The 14,664-nt window shown below is 46.3% G+C and carries 19 protein-coding genes; 3 read left to right on the forward strand and 16 right to left on the reverse strand.

Annotated elements, in window-relative coordinates:
* Nucleotides 1-28: 28 nt before the first annotated feature.
* The 4 genes from DR864_RS24855 to DR864_RS24870 all read right to left on the reverse strand — a co-directional run bounded on the left by DR864_RS24855 (nt 29) and on the right by DR864_RS24870 (nt 2,155).
* The gene (locus tag DR864_RS24855; RefSeq protein WP_114069495.1) at nt 29-181 is read right to left on the reverse strand and encodes a DUF2256 domain-containing protein; all 153 of its coding nucleotides are present in this window, start codon (nt 179-181) and stop codon (nt 29-31) included.
* Nucleotides 182-184: 3 nt separating this feature from the next.
* On the reverse strand, nt 185-796 hold the full coding sequence (locus tag DR864_RS24860; protein WP_114069496.1) for a DUF429 domain-containing protein: 612 nt from the start codon (nt 794-796) through the stop codon (nt 185-187).
* A complete protein-coding gene (locus DR864_RS24865; protein ID WP_205319161.1) occupies nt 796-1,068 on the reverse strand; it encodes a TIGR03643 family protein in 273 nt (90 codons plus the stop codon). The genes DR864_RS24860 and DR864_RS24865 overlap by 1 nt, the downstream gene beginning before the upstream one ends.
* Nucleotides 1,069-1,132: 64 nt before the next feature.
* Nucleotides 1,133-2,155 carry a formylglycine-generating enzyme family protein gene (locus DR864_RS24870; RefSeq protein ID WP_229599468.1) on the reverse strand — a complete coding sequence of 341 codons (1,023 nt, stop codon included), beginning with the start codon at nt 2,153-2,155 and terminating at the stop codon, nt 1,133-1,135.
* Between the two features lie 96 nt (nt 2,156-2,251).
* Here DR864_RS24870 and DR864_RS24875 point away from each other — a divergent pair, with 96 nt between their 5' ends.
* A complete protein-coding gene (locus DR864_RS24875) occupies nt 2,252-2,644 on the forward strand; it encodes a DUF4890 domain-containing protein (RefSeq protein ID WP_114069498.1) in 393 nt (130 codons plus the stop codon).
* Between the two features lie 73 nt (nt 2,645-2,717).
* On the opposite strand, the gene DR864_RS24880 is transcribed toward DR864_RS24875, so the two are convergent.
* From DR864_RS24880 to DR864_RS24890, 3 genes are all read right to left on the reverse strand, one after another.
* The gene (locus DR864_RS24880; protein WP_229599469.1) at nt 2,718-3,794 is read right to left on the reverse strand and encodes a glycosyltransferase family protein; all 1,077 of its coding nucleotides are present in this window, start codon (nt 3,792-3,794) and stop codon (nt 2,718-2,720) included.
* Between the two features lie 155 nt (nt 3,795-3,949).
* Nucleotides 3,950-4,498, reverse strand: coding sequence for a DinB family protein (locus DR864_RS24885; RefSeq protein WP_114069500.1), 549 nt, complete (start codon nt 4,496-4,498; stop codon nt 3,950-3,952).
* A gap of 123 nt (nt 4,499-4,621) precedes the next feature.
* Nucleotides 4,622-5,824, reverse strand: coding sequence for an exo-alpha-sialidase (locus tag DR864_RS24890; RefSeq protein ID WP_114069501.1), 1,203 nt, complete (start codon nt 5,822-5,824; stop codon nt 4,622-4,624).
* A 56-nt stretch (nt 5,825-5,880) separates the two neighbouring features.
* Between DR864_RS24890 and DR864_RS24895 the strand changes: the two genes are divergently transcribed.
* Together DR864_RS24895 and DR864_RS24900 are read left to right on the forward strand one after the other, a co-directional pair.
* The gene (locus DR864_RS24895; protein WP_114069502.1) at nt 5,881-6,159 is read left to right on the forward strand and encodes a hypothetical protein; all 279 of its coding nucleotides are present in this window, start codon (nt 5,881-5,883) and stop codon (nt 6,157-6,159) included.
* Entirely contained in the window at nt 6,116-6,388 is a 273-nt protein-coding gene (locus DR864_RS24900) for a Txe/YoeB family addiction module toxin (RefSeq protein WP_310587543.1), read from the forward strand. The genes DR864_RS24895 and DR864_RS24900 overlap by 44 nt, the downstream gene beginning before the upstream one ends.
* Nucleotides 6,389-6,451: 63 nt before the next feature.
* On the opposite strand, the gene DR864_RS24905 is transcribed toward DR864_RS24900, so the two are convergent.
* The 9 genes from DR864_RS24905 to DR864_RS24945 form a co-directional block, all read right to left on the reverse strand.
* Nucleotides 6,452-8,818, reverse strand: coding sequence for a TonB-dependent receptor (locus DR864_RS24905; protein WP_114069503.1), 2,367 nt, complete (start codon nt 8,816-8,818; stop codon nt 6,452-6,454).
* Nucleotides 8,815-9,255, reverse strand: a complete 441-nt coding sequence (locus DR864_RS24910; RefSeq protein WP_114069504.1) for a hypothetical protein — start codon at nt 9,253-9,255, stop codon at nt 8,815-8,817. The genes DR864_RS24905 and DR864_RS24910 overlap by 4 nt, the downstream gene beginning before the upstream one ends.
* Nucleotides 9,256-9,335: 80 nt before the next feature.
* Complete coding sequence (locus DR864_RS24915; protein WP_114069505.1) at nt 9,336-9,725, reverse strand: hypothetical protein; 390 nt, start codon at nt 9,723-9,725, stop codon at nt 9,336-9,338.
* 77 nt (nt 9,726-9,802) lie between these two features.
* Entirely contained in the window at nt 9,803-10,093 is a 291-nt protein-coding gene (locus DR864_RS24920; protein WP_114069506.1) for a cupin domain-containing protein, read from the reverse strand.
* Nucleotides 10,094-10,103: 10 nt separating this feature from the next.
* On the reverse strand, nt 10,104-10,652 hold the full coding sequence (locus tag DR864_RS24925) for a fasciclin domain-containing protein (protein WP_114069507.1): 549 nt from the start codon (nt 10,650-10,652) through the stop codon (nt 10,104-10,106).
* A 109-nt stretch (nt 10,653-10,761) separates the two neighbouring features.
* A complete protein-coding gene (locus DR864_RS24930; RefSeq protein ID WP_114069508.1) occupies nt 10,762-11,529 on the reverse strand; it encodes an ABC transporter permease subunit in 768 nt (255 codons plus the stop codon).
* Nucleotides 11,526-12,632: a DUF8744 domain-containing protein gene (locus DR864_RS24935; RefSeq protein ID WP_114069509.1), complete on the reverse strand. Its 1,107-nt coding sequence runs from the start codon at nt 12,630-12,632 to the stop codon at nt 11,526-11,528. The genes DR864_RS24930 and DR864_RS24935 overlap by 4 nt, the downstream gene beginning before the upstream one ends.
* Nucleotides 12,633-12,636: 4 nt before the next feature.
* Nucleotides 12,637-13,383 (reverse strand): ABC transporter ATP-binding protein, encoded by a 747-nt coding sequence (locus DR864_RS24940; RefSeq protein ID WP_114069510.1) that lies wholly within the window; start codon nt 13,381-13,383, stop codon nt 12,637-12,639.
* A gap of 3 nt (nt 13,384-13,386) precedes the next feature.
* Entirely contained in the window at nt 13,387-14,658 is a 1,272-nt protein-coding gene (locus DR864_RS24945) for a nitrous oxide reductase family maturation protein NosD (protein WP_229599470.1), read from the reverse strand.
* Between the last annotated feature and the right edge of the window lie 6 nt (nt 14,659-14,664).

A 14,664-nucleotide genomic window follows, 5' to 3' on the forward strand; every position in this document is an offset into this window, starting at 1 on the left:
TTTCGTTTTTTGCGCGGCTTTCTGGATTTTAACAACTCGTTTTCTTTGAATTGCTTCGGCAGCGATCGCTGCAATATTTCACTTCATCCCAGACTTTCTCCCATTTTTTTCGCCACGAAAATGGTCTGCCGCACACTGCACAGGTTTTTTGGGGAAGGTTTTCTTTTTTGACGTTTTTCATCTCCTACACAATAATAATTCCTTCCTGTATGTCTCCGAAAATGAGGTGTTGTTGATTCAGAAAGCGATACCCCGAAACCCACGCCAGCAGTGCATCGAATTGATGCTGAGTTTTGGGATACTCCGCTAAACAAAGTTCAGGAATAACTTTGGATAATATTCTGCAAAGGGCTTCCATCTCATTGGTTGTCAGCCTTTTGTGATAATGGTCTGACAGCAATGTTTGGGCGAGGGCTTTGGGATACACTTCGTGGGTTTCAACGTTCATTTTTTCTTGTAGGCGTTGTTTTAATTCCATGGCGCGCGCGGTTAGTCCGCCCAAAAACATCGGTGACATGGCCTTGAGTGCTACGTCGCATTGGCGGTAATGATAATTTGAGAAACCCACAATGGATTGATAAACAGCGGGTAAGGAAAGAGGGGCATCCAAAAAGACGGTTGTTAGCATCGGACGGTTTTGAGCCGCTTGACACTTGGTTATCCAATCTATAATGAATAAGTCCGCGTCTTTTTTGTCGGCTTCATAAAAGTGAATTACTTGGTCGTCGTGGTGACAAATCACCGTATTGCCCGAGGTTTTGGAACCATAGTCAATTCCTGCAAAAGTGCTCAACATCAACGTTTGGCAATTTTGTTGAGACTGATGCTCCGTTGCTGCGAACAGTGGAAGCGGTCAACGGTATCATCGCGCAGGGCCTGATGTTTGGTGGTGCGGCCGTTCATGCGTTTGCGCCACATTTCAAAACTACTCCGTTTCATCTGCGACCTCATGAGGGCAATCACTGCTTTTTCGGGTAGTCCAAATTGCGCCTCAATTGCCTCAAAAGGGGTTCGGTCTTCCCACGCCATTTGTACAATGCGGTCGATGTCTTGTTCGGATAAATTCATTTTGTACAAAGCTTGTTTGTACATTTTAACACTTTTGAAGAGGTTTTGTTTATTTTAAAAACCCCTATTTTATATCCTTCACGCACCGAAAACCTACGTGAAACAGGCTGGTTTCGGACGTAGACGAAGAGCGGCCCGATACGCGGTAGCCGTGGCACCAACCGGGTTCGCACAGAAATGAGCCGCCGCGTTGAGCGAGTTCTGGCGAGAGGTCACCGTCGCGGATGGGCGTGCGGAACAGCGCTTCGTAGTTGAATTTTGGGTTGGACTGCCATTCCCACACGTTGCCGCTCATGTCGGTGAGGCCGAGGGGTGTTTTGCCAAACTTTCCCACGGGCGACGTATACGCAAAACCGTCCTCGTTGTAGTTTTTGACGGGAAATTTCCCCTGCCATATATTAGCGTTGTATTTTCCTTGGCTTTGGATGTCGTTGCCCCATGAATAAATAGTGCGGCTGTTGCGGGCGTTGCGGGCGGCGTGTTCCCATTCCAACTCGCACGGCAGGCGTTTGCCCGCCCATTTGGCGTAAGCGTTGGCGTCGTTCCACGAAACCTGCGTCACGGGATGGTCATCGGCGGCGGCAGGAAAGTCAGGCCCCATAGGATGATGCCAGTTAGCTCCGTCTTTCAAAATCCATTGTTGGCCCGTAGATTCGTCGATGATGCCCGCATTGCCAAAGGTTTCGGCTTCGGTTTTGTAGTTAGTAGCTTTGATAAATTTCCGAAATTCAGCTACGGTTACGGGATGTGTGTCCATCCAAAATGGCGCTATCTTGGCCCAAAATGAAGGGCGTTCTTGCTCCAAGCCCTCGTCAGAACCAATCTGCACCAATCCCCCTTGAATGTAAACCATATCAGCGGGTGCTGTTCCTGATTTTACTTTGACCACTGTTGTGTCCTTGGGCTTGTCCAAGCCAAGATAGCTGACGGTTTGGGGGAAATTGAGTTTTTTTAGAAACTCATCGTTAAGTTCAGTCGCTTGGGTAATTGATGTGTCAATCTGTTGATTATCAGTTTTTTCTTGGCAGGATAAAAAAGAAATCAGCAATGCTGAGCCGTATAAAAAGGGGAGGAAGGTGCGTAACATAACCAAATGAAAATAGTGGACAATTAAACCTTGGAAGGTTTGGTCCATCAAAGATAACGAAACAGAAAACAACCGCATTGACGGTATTTGAAAACCATGAAAAAAACACACATCATTCGCACCATTTTTGTAGTGGCGCTGGCCATTGGAGCCCAATTGTCATTTGCTCAACGCGAGCCCATGGACCCACAAAAGCGGGCCGAGCGCGTTTCGGCAGATTTGAAACAGGTGTTGACACTCGACGACGCTACCGCCAAAAAAATCTATGATTTAGAATTGGGTCGCACGCAGGAAGCCCTGAAAATCAGAGAAACAAATGCTGGCGACCGTGAAGCCATGCGGGAGAGTATGAAAGGCATCAATGAAAAATTCCAAACGAGCCTGAAAGGTATTTTGAGCGAAGACCAATTCAAAAAATACCAAGAATGGCAAGCCGTCGAGCGCGAAAAACGCGGGCCTCGCGGCGGTGGAAATCGCAAAAGAAAGTAAGCCTTAACATAACGTTGGCGAGGAACGTCGGCGAGGACTGCGCGTCTGCGGTTCAAAACCTCCCCGACGTTTTTTAGACAATACTCTTCAAATGTGCCAGCCATTGCTGTTCTCCTTCTCGACACCATTGACGAAAATCCTCTCCTACTGGTTGATGTCGAGGTAAATACTCCATCAGAATAGATAAATCAAAGTGCTCAGCTGCGACGCCTGCACCAACTCGCTCGGTATCAGCGGCATTGCAGGCTTGTTCGTAGTGAATTGGGACCACCATCACAGGTTTATCCAAATACATTGCTTCGCAGACAGACTCAAAACCCGCCGTAGTAACCAAGGCTTTACACCCTGATAGCTTCTCTAAAAATTTGGCTCCATCCAATTGGTGCAGGGTGAGCGTTTCGTCTATTTTTTCTTCGGGCAGGGCTTCTGATTTGCTCCAAAAACAGTGCAAAGGTACTTCTGGATGCTTGAGGTGCCATTCGAGGATTTGGCCGTACAAGGAAGGATGGTTGAGGTATATTAAAATGTATTCTTTTTGGGATATAACCAATGAATGAATATCGTGACGTAACAGGGGAGATACTACGTAGACCTGTTTGGAAGGTTGATTATCGAGGGCGTCAAACGACAGCGCCAGCATTTTTTTTGCCCCTAGGGCCGTGAGTCTGGAATTAAAATTGACCAAAAAACGATCGATGTATCCTTTTTTGGGAATCGGGAAGTCGGAATGAAAAAATAAGTATTGGTGGCCAACGCATACCATCGGAACAGGCGGGCGATAAAGCCAATTGTAGAGTCCACCTAGCATTTCGTAAAAATTGACAATGAGGTCGGGCTGATAGTGTTTTACGGTCTGGTTGATTTGTTTTAGGCTTTTGGCGAAGTGAATGGTGTTGGGCAAATGATGCAAAATGGTTTTTTTGAAGTCCACTTTACCTTCGGTATTAAAGACCAGATTTGGACTAGAGAACGCTTCTACGGGTGCCTGGATTTGGTCATAAAAAAAGGTGGGAATGGGTTTTTCGACCGCGCCTCCCACCAATACTGCTACAACCTGATACCCTGAATTATGTAACGTTTGACTCATTGAAATGGCTTGGGTCAAATGACCGCGCCCTTCACCCTGAACCAGAAAGAGAACCTTTTTCAACTGCTTTGGATAAAATTTAATGATAGCTCAAAGCACCGAAAAAGATATTAGCTCTTCATTACCAAATAATTATGAATTTGTTGTTTTTCAAGAACTTAATATTTGAAAAGAGACTTACCACTACTCACTACTCACTACTCACTACTCACTACTCACTACCAACCTACATAGCCTTCGGGCGTTATGCCTTTTAGGCGCACATAACAAACGGCTTGTCCTCGGTGGTGGATGATGTGGTTTTCCATGGCGTAGAAAAACTGCCAAACCTGAATTTTTCCCCCTGCAAATCCCTCCTCTTTGGCGAGCCGCTCGGGCGAAACTTCTCCCGCTACTTTTTCAACCCACGTATAAAAGCCCTTGATTTCGTTAGAAAGCTGGGCTTTGGTAAGTTTTTCCCAATCTTTTTTATTTTCGTAGGGATTGGGGATTTCCAACCGACCAGCCAGTTGCATGGCCGTAAACGTAACACAATGCACAAACTGCGTCCGAAAACTCATCGATTCGGGCGTGTATTTAAAATCAATATGTTCTTCGGGCATTTGGTTAAACACCGTCAGCGTATAGTCTTGTGATCGTTTCCAAGCGACTCCAAATTCCTGTTTAAAGGTTTGAAGTTCTTTCTTGGTGCGAGAAAACCCCAAAAAAGGCATGGAAATGAATGCGCCTGTGAGGGTATTGAGTGCTGCTTTGCGGCTGATTTTCATGGAATACTGATTTAGTTTATTAGGATGAAACTTGGTGCGTTTTAAAACAAAGTCGTTTATGACTCTAATGTAAAACCTACCAAGTTTCAAAACTACTCTTTCAGGAGAAAACTATCGAATCCTTTACAAAACTTCCACCAACTGCGAGACAATCACGGCCTTTTCTGCGCCTTTGGCTTGCCATTCGTAGGCCAACATTAAGCCGTTAAGAGTGGGTATTAGTACGGGATAGGAAGCATTTTCATGGTCGGCGGTGAGGAAAGTGGTGGTTTCTTTGCCGTTTTTATCAATGATTCTCAGGGCAATTTTAGTAAAGAATTCACCGTCTTTCTCCACTGATTCGTCCCAAACTATGGCCAAATTGCCATTCAACGTGGCGATTTGAGGGTGCTTTGCACGTACTGTTAAGTTAGCGGAAAAGAGTTTTTCTTCACCTAATTTAACGATTCTGACGCCTGCTTCGTGGTTTTCAGATTTACCGCTGAACCACGTCACAAAGAAATCGTTACCAGATTGTGTCATGCTTGGGCCGGTGTGCGGACAGGCGTTGATTTTCCAGCGGTCTTTGTACACCAATTGGGGTTGAGTAAACGTTTTCCCGCCATCGGTCGAAACGGCGTGGCTCATGTCGCGGGTGCCGTCGGCGAGTAGGTCGCGGTAAGTGAGGTGGATGTTTTTGTTGGTATCAATAAACAATACCGTTCGGCAACATTGACAGGCGTTGGAGTCTACTACGACTTCTTCCGAAAAACCTCCGTTGGGCAATGTTTGTACAAATTTTACGCTGCGGCCTTCGTACTTGCCCATTTTTTCGTCCAACCACACAAAGCCTAGTTCACCGTTGGGTAGGCGAATCATGTCGCTGAAGGAGTGGCCTTTGCCTGGTGTGGTATCTTTATGGACGGCTTTGGGCGCAGACCAACTTTGGCCCTTATCGGTCGAGACAACGTACATCAAATCTGCGGCGCGCGGGGCTTCTTTGGTCGGTTTTTTGATTTCAAAAGTGGCCCAAATGCTGCCGTCGCCTTTGAAGGCTACGCGAGGCATTCCTTCGGCGTGTACGGTTAATTCCGTTGGAGCATTAATTCTGATTTTTTTGCCAAATGTCTGTCCGTCATTTTCAGAAATGGAAAAGTAAAAAAGGGCTTTATCGCCGTCTTTTTCGACCCAACTCAGCACTGGATTGCCACGGTGGTCGGTCGTAAAACGTGGGGTTGCGCCCGTGAATTTTTCGTTGGAAACAGCTGTTGTTTTGCGGTTGATTATTGTTGAAAATCCGAAAAGACTTAATGATAGAATCAATGAGGATACGAGGAGGTATTTCATGGTGATTTTATTTAGAATGAAAGGTTTTTGTTAGTTTTGTTAAAAAAATCAGCGATATGACTGTTACGTATCAATTGACCGAGGAAGAATTTGACTACCGTCTTTTTCGTCGCATCAAGTCTCAGTTTGCCCGTCGTACTGGTTCGTTTAAAATCAAAATTGAAATTGAAGAAAACGAATTGGACGAAACCGAAGCCATTATGGCCAATCCTTATTTATTTGAAAAAATTAAAGCAGGTATTAAGTCAGTTGAAAATGGCAATGTAATTTCATTTACTCCCGAACAATTTGATGAGCTCGTCAAGAAACATTCTGTTCACGCCTCAGGCATTTGAGGACTTTACAAGTTGGGTCAACGAGAACAAAAAAGTCTTTTTCAAGATTTCGGAACTCATTGAAGAAACACGTCGCAATCCTTTTGAAGGCAAAGGCAAACCCGAAGCCCTCAAGTATGATTTCAAAGGGTTTTGGTCTCGAAGGATTACGGATGAGCATTGTATTGATCTACAAAGTGACTCACGATACAATAGAATTTTATTCGTTCAGGGATCATTACGGAGATAAATAATTTTGCAATTGGCTGACGATGAAAGGGTTTGTGAATCCACAAACCCTTTCATCGTTTTTTTATTTTCCCTTAAAATTATATTGCACCCCTACCGTAAACGTACGCGGTGCGGCGGGTGTGAACGTAGTGCGGTCGGTGGTGGCGTTGCCGCGTGTGGCGTTGGTGGCGTACAGTGCGTTGGTCAAGTTCATGACATTGGTAAAGAGTTCGATGCCTTTCCATTGATACCCAGCTCGGAAGTTGACCAAATCATAGCCATCGTACACGACCGTATTGATTTGATTCTGATACCATTTGCTCAGGTGTTGCCATTCTACCGACGTGCGGAAGTTTTTGAACCATTTGGGATAATAGCTCACTTCGCCGTTCCATACCCAACGCGGTGCGGAAGGCATGTCCTTGCCATTGACGTCTTTGAGCGCGTCGGAGGCGCGTTGGCTGAGGATAAACTCCACAAAACGGTGAATGGAATGGGTACCGCCAAAACGCACAAACATCTCTTTGGATGGCTTGTAGGTGATGCCAAATTCGACGCCTTTGTGCAGGGTTTTTCCTGCCGCTTGATAGTCAGTGGAATTGTCAGGCTGGCGGATGTTGAGGAGTTCGTTAGTGCCGTTCATTTGGTAATAAGTAGCGTCAAGGTAGATTTTGTTTTTCAACAACGACATCCAACCGCCAATTTCGGCATTGGCAAAGGTGGCAGGCACTAAGTTGTAATAAAACAAATCGCCGTTTAGTGCTGGAGTAGGACGTTTTCTGAAAATCGCCGTCAAGCCCGAAGGTGCAAAGCCTTTGGAATAATTGGCATAAATACCTTTTCCTTTTCCTAAATCGTAGGTTACGCCCAATTTGGGTGTAGTTTGGCTGTACGATTTAGCACCGCCGATGGCCTGACCCGTAGTCTTGTCAATGTCAAGATTGTTGACAAAATCAAACGACATATTGTCGTAGCGCAGCCCCGCCGAAATGCGCAGTTTTGGCAGAGGCTCAAAATCATACTGTGCGTACAAAGCGGTATTATGAATATCAGCGCTGTAGTTAGCGATTTGAATATCAGGGCGTTCTTTAGAAATAGTGTATTTCTCTACCGATTTTTTGTCGGCCCGAAGTTGTGCGGCCAAATCTACCTGATACGACCAATATTCATTGGGCGAAAAGTCAACGGTAGTTCCGACAGTCAGTTTTGAATTGAAGAATTTAAAACGTTGGGTGTGCTGGGCAATGAGACCCAGACTTTTGAAATCATTGGAATTGATCTCACCCCGTGCCGTTGCTGCCCCAGATGTCCACCGAATCCCGTATGAGGGGTTTTGTCCGTGTTTGTTGTCCCGTGCAAAAACCGTGACGAACGACTGTGAGCCGTTGTTCCACTCTTTTTCAAATGTCAAACGTGAACGCAGCGAGTAGGATTTACGATAAGTAAAATCGGTCGTGCTGATGTACTGACGATTATAAAACGCGACGCTGTCGACGCTGCCGCTGGTTTGGGAGTCATACTTGGCGTAGGAAAGAGTATAAATCAGGCGCGCTTTTGGGGTAAAATGATACTCCAATCGCGCATATTGAGCATTTTTGGTATAATCAGAGCTCGTCATCCAAGCGTCTTTCTGCTCGGCAACCAAGCCGCCCACGTAAATGCCAAACTTCCCCAACGTAGCACCTGCGCCATATTGTATGCGGCGGTAGCCCCATTGGTCAGCCTGGAGGCCAATCCGGGCGGTGGGTACGGCGGTGGGGCGTTGTGAGATAAAATTGATGGCACCGCCCACGGCTTCTGGACCATAAACCGACGAAACGGGGCCTTTGACTACCTCAATCGAGCTGACGGTAAACTGGTTCATTTCCAATAAAGAATTGTGATTGAACACACCCATGGGACGAATCGGTACGCCGTCTTCCAAATAAAGATAGTAAGCATTGGTGGTCATGGGCTGGCGGATGGCCATCGAATGCTGCTCGTTGTTGAGATTGACCATCATTACGCCGGGCGTTTTGTTGATAACCTCATAAATAGAACTTGCCTTCGCCTCGTCAATCATTTTTGGCGTCAGTTTTGAGATGGCAATGGGCGTTTCGGTACGTAGTGCTGCCTCGCGGTTGCCCGTTACGACGATTGTCTGGAGGTTTTCTACCGAAGGTTCGAGCGATACCGTCAGCGGATTGTTGTCCGAAATTTCAACTTCTTGGCTTGCGTAACCAATGGTTGAAATACTGATTTTTGCGCCTGTTGCCACATTTGAAAGGACAAAAAGACCATTGTTATCGGTGATTGTTCCAGCGTTGTTTTTGAGGATTTGAACCGTAGCACCCACCACGGGTTCTTTGGTGACGGCGTCAAAGATTTTGCCTTTGACGGTCTGTTGCGCTGCCGTTTGGTGGACAACTGCTCCCAACAGAAGCAGCAGGTATAGATGTATATTTTTCATTGTTGTTTCAAAAAAATTTGTGTGTCTTCGATGCTTTTGAGCATATCATCGCTTACCTGTTCAATCTTGATTTTTTCCTGCGTGAGAGACCGGATAGCCTTGGAGGGAGGCAGTTTTTTGAGCGAATCGCCCTTGTAGTTATGCATCCACTCCATCATGGAGCGGTCGGCTTCTTGGAGCTGTGATGAAAGAAACCGAGATTGCTCCAACGCTCGTTGTAGCGTAGAATCATTGGGCTTGAGTTTGAGCAAGCTGTCGGTCTGCGAGATGTGCTTTCGGATGGTGTTTTCCAAGGCCACCAACTCGCCCATTTTGGGCATGACGGCATCATGGATCATCATCACCTCTTTCTCAAGGGTATTGATTTGGGCTTGTTCCCCGTTTTGACAGGCGGCCACCATCAATACCCCACTGAATAGTAATGGGTTGATTTTCATTGGATTATAATTGCCTAGTTGTAAAAAAGCGTTACTATTCCTTCGCGGTAGATAGGGAATGGCTTTTTTGTACAAAAAAATCAGGCAATCGGAGGCATGACGGGCTTGGATAAAAAGCCTTTTTGTACCGAAGAAGATAATAAGGGGAAATAATCGAAGTCGAAATACGAAATGGTGGCTAATGCAAAGTCGAGGGTGGTTTCTTCAAATACCTCCTGAATGACTTTTTTGGCCGTATCGCTTTGTTTTTGGGCTTCATTGCGGGCTTGTTCTTCGGCTACTTTGTGGAGTTGTTTGGCCAAATAGCATTTGCCATCGCAATGCAACTGAGGGGTAAAACGGTTTTCGCAAAGATGTTGAATGATGTATTCTTTGCGCAATTCAAAATCCAGATACACAAACGGCACCACCAGTATTTTGAAACTGATTAGCAGCAGCAAAAAAAGAGATATGTGCCGTTTGTGGTTCATGGATAAGTTTTTCAACCCTGCAAAGTTAAATGATTCTTGGCAGTGCCGATGATTAAAATTGATTTTATCGTGTTTAATTATCGAAAAAGCAACATCTTAAAATCCGTGAGGGCATTGACGGAGTGCTCGACGTGGGCTTTGAAAGACATGCCGTCGCCGGGAGAAAGAAAAAAAGCTTCTCCTGCCAAGTTGAAGTTGGCGTTTCCCTCCAAAACGTACAAAAAAGCATCCGTTGGCGAAACGTGGGTGTTGAGCCGCTCGCCTTGTTGAATACTGATAAATACGGTTTTGAAGTGCTCATTTGAGTCGATTTTTTTGGTTTTTATGCCATCAAAAGGCAGTAAACCAGGGATATTTGAGGTTTTCATATCTGTCTGATTAATTGGGAACAATAACGCCGTCAATGATGTGAACAAACCCGTTGGAGGCCCGTACTGAGCCAATTACTTTGGCCTCGCCGATGTAGAGTGCATCCCCTTTTTTGTGAAAAGTAACATTGGTTCCGTCTACCATGCCCATACTTTGGCCATCCTGAAAAAAGTCGGCATCCAACGCTGAGGTCATCACGTGGTGCTCTAAAATAGCTTTTAGTTTGTCTTTGTTTTCGGGCTTAAGTAGGCCTTCTACCGTGCCAGCGGGTAGTTTGCCAAAGGCGGCATTGGTGGGCGCAAACACCGTAAAAGGCCCCGCATTAGAGAGGGCATCCACCAAATCAGCGGCTTGCACAGCTTTGACGAGGGTGGTATGGTCGGGTGAGCCAACGGCCACTTTTACAACATCTTTTTGTGATTCATTGTCTTCCACGGCCGATTGACCGCTAACGGTCGCAGTTTCAGTGGCCGTTGCTTGAGTCTCTGATTGTTCGGCAGGAGATTGGCAAGCAGCTAATACCGCAATAAATCCAAAGGCGATAAGGTTAGATTTCATTTTTTTGTTCGTTTTGGTTAAAAATTGGGAAATTGTGTACACGGGTTAGGCGTATGTTTTGTTTTGCAAACGAGCCATTTTGAAAATATTCAGACGCTTCACATCTCCGCTATAAATCCTTTTTGTTGAAAATGTGGGTAGCCAAAGCCACGGGCCAAACCACCCAAACCATCAGCACCGACAGCGCGATGATGAGCCCGTAATTGGTGCTAAAAAAATCCTGAAAAACGGCTCCCGTGAAGCCCATTAAGGCCGAAATGTCCATTTTCATCAAGACCATGATGCGCGCCAAGTCGGTGGGATTGAGGGCGGTCAAGAAAAGCATGACTTTTTCGAGCGGATAATCGCTGAACGAAAACAGGATGCCCAATACTAAGCCGTCGTACACCAAGGCAAAGTAAAACCAGATGACCAATGCCAAGCCCATTCCTTTGGCTTTGTCGCGGGTGATGACGGCGGCCAAAAAAGCTAAGGATACAAAAGAAAGGGTTAATAGTAAGCCGCTTATAATCAGGACAATGCCGCGTTCGGTTCCTTCAAAAAGCATTGTCGGAATACCAACCCCTACCAAAAAAGCCAAACTCAACGAGGCCGCTACGCCGATGTATTCGCTCAAAAAAATGCTTTGTCGGCTCAACGGTTGCGCTGAGAGTAGTTCGATAAATTCGTAGGAGTTATAAAAATGAATGGTCGAAAAAATAATGCTGACCAGCGGCACCACCATCAGAATGATGTTGAGTAAGCTCAAAAGCCCTTTGTTGGGGTCGGGGTCGAAGCTGAAAAAACTAAAACTCACGGCCGCCAACAACAGGGTGTAACCCATGACAAACCGATTGCGGACGATGTCGTATAGAACGTATTTGGTAACTTTGTTCATGACAATGATTGATTAGTGATTTTTGTAGAATTTACGGTCCGTTTGGGTAACGCCTTGGTTTTATTGGTCATTATGAGGAGAGCAACCGTGACCCAATAGCCCAGAAATGCCACTCCGTTGATTAACCCGCCCCACTGACGCAGAGAAAGATTTTGCGATAAGTCGCCGATGACCCGTAGCACAATACTCGCCTGTAATAGCCCAACCCAAACGTAAAGTACTGAATGGTAAGGCTTGACGTTCAGCCCCAATAAACTTGGGAAAATAATGGGCGCATGTGCCATAATCATGGTCAGGACAAACCCGACAAAGAAGGCGTGCAGCACGGCGTCGTACAACCACGGCGAGCGGCTGCTGAGAGAAGCAATGAGGCCCGTGAACAAAAGCCAACTGTAACCCGAAAGCAGCGTAATGCCCAGAAAACGATAGTTTCCCGTTTTGGTCAGATTATGGCGTGCAATGTCGTTACGAATCAACCATTGCCCAATGCCTACCATGCTCAGGCTGAGTACGATGCCGTATCCAGTATGAAACAGCAACAGACTGATAACAAAGAGGCCGAGCCAGCCAAACAGCTCCCAACGGTCGTTCTTTTTGACGGGCAGAAATCGCGTTAGATTAAGACGCTCTCCGACAATGGTAAAGACAAAAAAGGCCATCCAGCCTGCAAATGCCATGGCATAAGAATAGGTCAGCGCCAGCGCCAAGTGGCCTAATGCCTGAAATATAGCCCCAATCACTAGAAGAATATCGCCCGTAAAACGGTATTTTTGGTAGTTATAAATCGAGACCCAAAGGTAACCAATGCTGCCCGCCGCCAAGGCAAAATAGCCAGCTTGGGCAGAGAGGTGTAAAAGCAACGGCAGGCTGCTCGCAAATACCAAAGGAACGAGCCAAGCCCATTTGTTTTTGAGAACGGCTACGCGCTCTACGGCAATCAGCGTACCCAAAAAACTCCCCACCATCAGTGCGCCGTGCAGCGCAGTAGCCTGCTCAATCAGGATGGGGAAATCCCAACCCAAACGCAACCACCCCGCATAGACTCCCACGAGCATGGAGACCAGTGCCAAAGGAAGGATAAAGTAGATAGGCTTGATTTTCATTGGTTTATATTTTTATTGCTTCCGATAGATTTGACGATGCCTCCGTTTTTGACATGGTTTTCGCAATGGCTCGCCCCAGTTTTTGTTCGCCAGTTTCGAGTTTAAGGTCATTTACTGAGTTGTAAAATTGTACACTGCCGTCTTGCAAATACAGCACATCGGTGGCAAGTTCGTCTAAGTCCGACATGACGTGTGATGTAATCAGAATCAGTTTGCCGTTGTCGTGTTCTCGCTGGATTTTTTCTTTCAGCAACTCGCTCGAAAGCGGGTCTAGACCAGCGGTGGGTTCGTCCAAAATCAGGATAGGTGGATTGAACAAAAACGCCAACGCGGCACTGACTTTTTGCTTGGTTCCGCCCGATAAGGTGCCCAGTGGTTTTTCAAACATAGCGCGCAAACCGAAAGCCGCTACCAAGTCTTCGTCCAATGATTTGGGGGCATTTTCTTTTCGTAAATCTGTCATCATATCAAACAATTGCTTGATTTTCAGGTGGGTGGGATAGCGACCGATTTGGGGCATATACCCGATTTGGGCGCGGTAATCGTGGCGGTTGGCGATGGACTGCCCCTCCACGTAAATGCTGCCGCTGTCGGGGACGACTATCCCGAGCAACGTTTTGATAAAAGTTGTTTTTCCTGAGCCGTTGGGGCCAATCACCGCCACCACCCGCCCTTGGGGAAGGCTTACGCTGACGTTGCGCAACACTTGCAGCTTGCCAAACGATTTGTTTATGTTTTCAGCGCGAATCATGGATTATAATTTGATAGGTTTCATCATGGGTGATTCATCTTTCATGCCTTCGGGTGTGATGCTCGGGATGATTTTTTCGATGCGGTCCAACAGCGTCACGGTAAAACTCCTGAGCAGCATCATGGCCTGTGGTATGCGCTCAATCACGCTTGCGTAGAGGCTCACGGGGCGGAAGGGCACGTCGCCAATGCCGTCGCGGTTGAGGTCGTAGCCTTCGTATTTGTCCCAATAATTATGGGCTACTTTGGTCAAAACCACATTGCCGTTGGTTGCTACATCGAAGGTGTTTCCTTTGAAGTTGTTGTAAACCAGTGCATTGTCGTCGCAATTGGCCTGTACCCGAATGGCGTAGCCATTTTTGATGAATTGATTATGGGAAAACACCGAGCGACTACATCCTTCCATGTATACGCCGATGGTGTTGATGTTGAATGTATTTTGTTCAATGTGGCTGTCGGAGATGTCTTTCAACAATAGCCCGTAGGCTGCGCCTCCCCAATTTTGTTCAAAAATGTTGTGCTTCATGGTCACAAACTTTGTGTACATGACGGCCACGCCTGCACCGTTTTCGCGAAATGTGTTGTAGAAATAGCCGTTTTTATGCGAAAACATAAAGTGTAGGCCGTATCGAATGTTTTGATGGCTGAAGTTCCGTTGTATAATGGAATTGGTTACAAACTCAAAGTAAATTCCGTCGCGGTGGCCTGCTACTCGGTTGTTTTCAATCCGTATGCTGTCGCATTTCCAAGCGTGGATGCCATTTCCCGTATTTTGCTCTTCTTTGGGATTGCCACGCACGTCGTTTTCTTGCACCAAACAATGGTCGGAGGCCGAAAGATAAATGCCAAAGTAGCTGTTTCGGACGCGATTGCCGATAATACGTACGTTGCGGGATTCCAGTACTTTAATGGCTGCCCAATCAATCATGCTTGTCATACCTACGTTTTCAAAATGCAAGCCTTGGATGGTAACATCATTGGCGGTAATGGTAAAAATCTCATTCTTAAACTGTCCGTCGAGTACGGGAAAATGTTGCCCAATGATGGTTAAAGGCTTATTAATCAAAACAGTATTGACGCGGTAAATGCCCTTTGGAATCAAGATTGTATCATAAGCCGCGGCTCCCGCAATAGTGTGTCGGATACTTTGGTTTGGGCTAACAACCCACTTTCGGGCATGGAGCACAACGGACATAAAGAAGAGTCCTATGCTCATCATGAAAACAAAAGGCCGAGGAAGCAGATGCGGGAAATGATGGTTGGGCGTGCGTTTCATGTTTGA

Origin of the sequence: Runella rosea, assembly GCF_003325355.1 — a bacterium.
Classification (GTDB): Bacteria; Bacteroidota; Bacteroidia; order Cytophagales; family Spirosomataceae; genus Runella; species Runella rosea.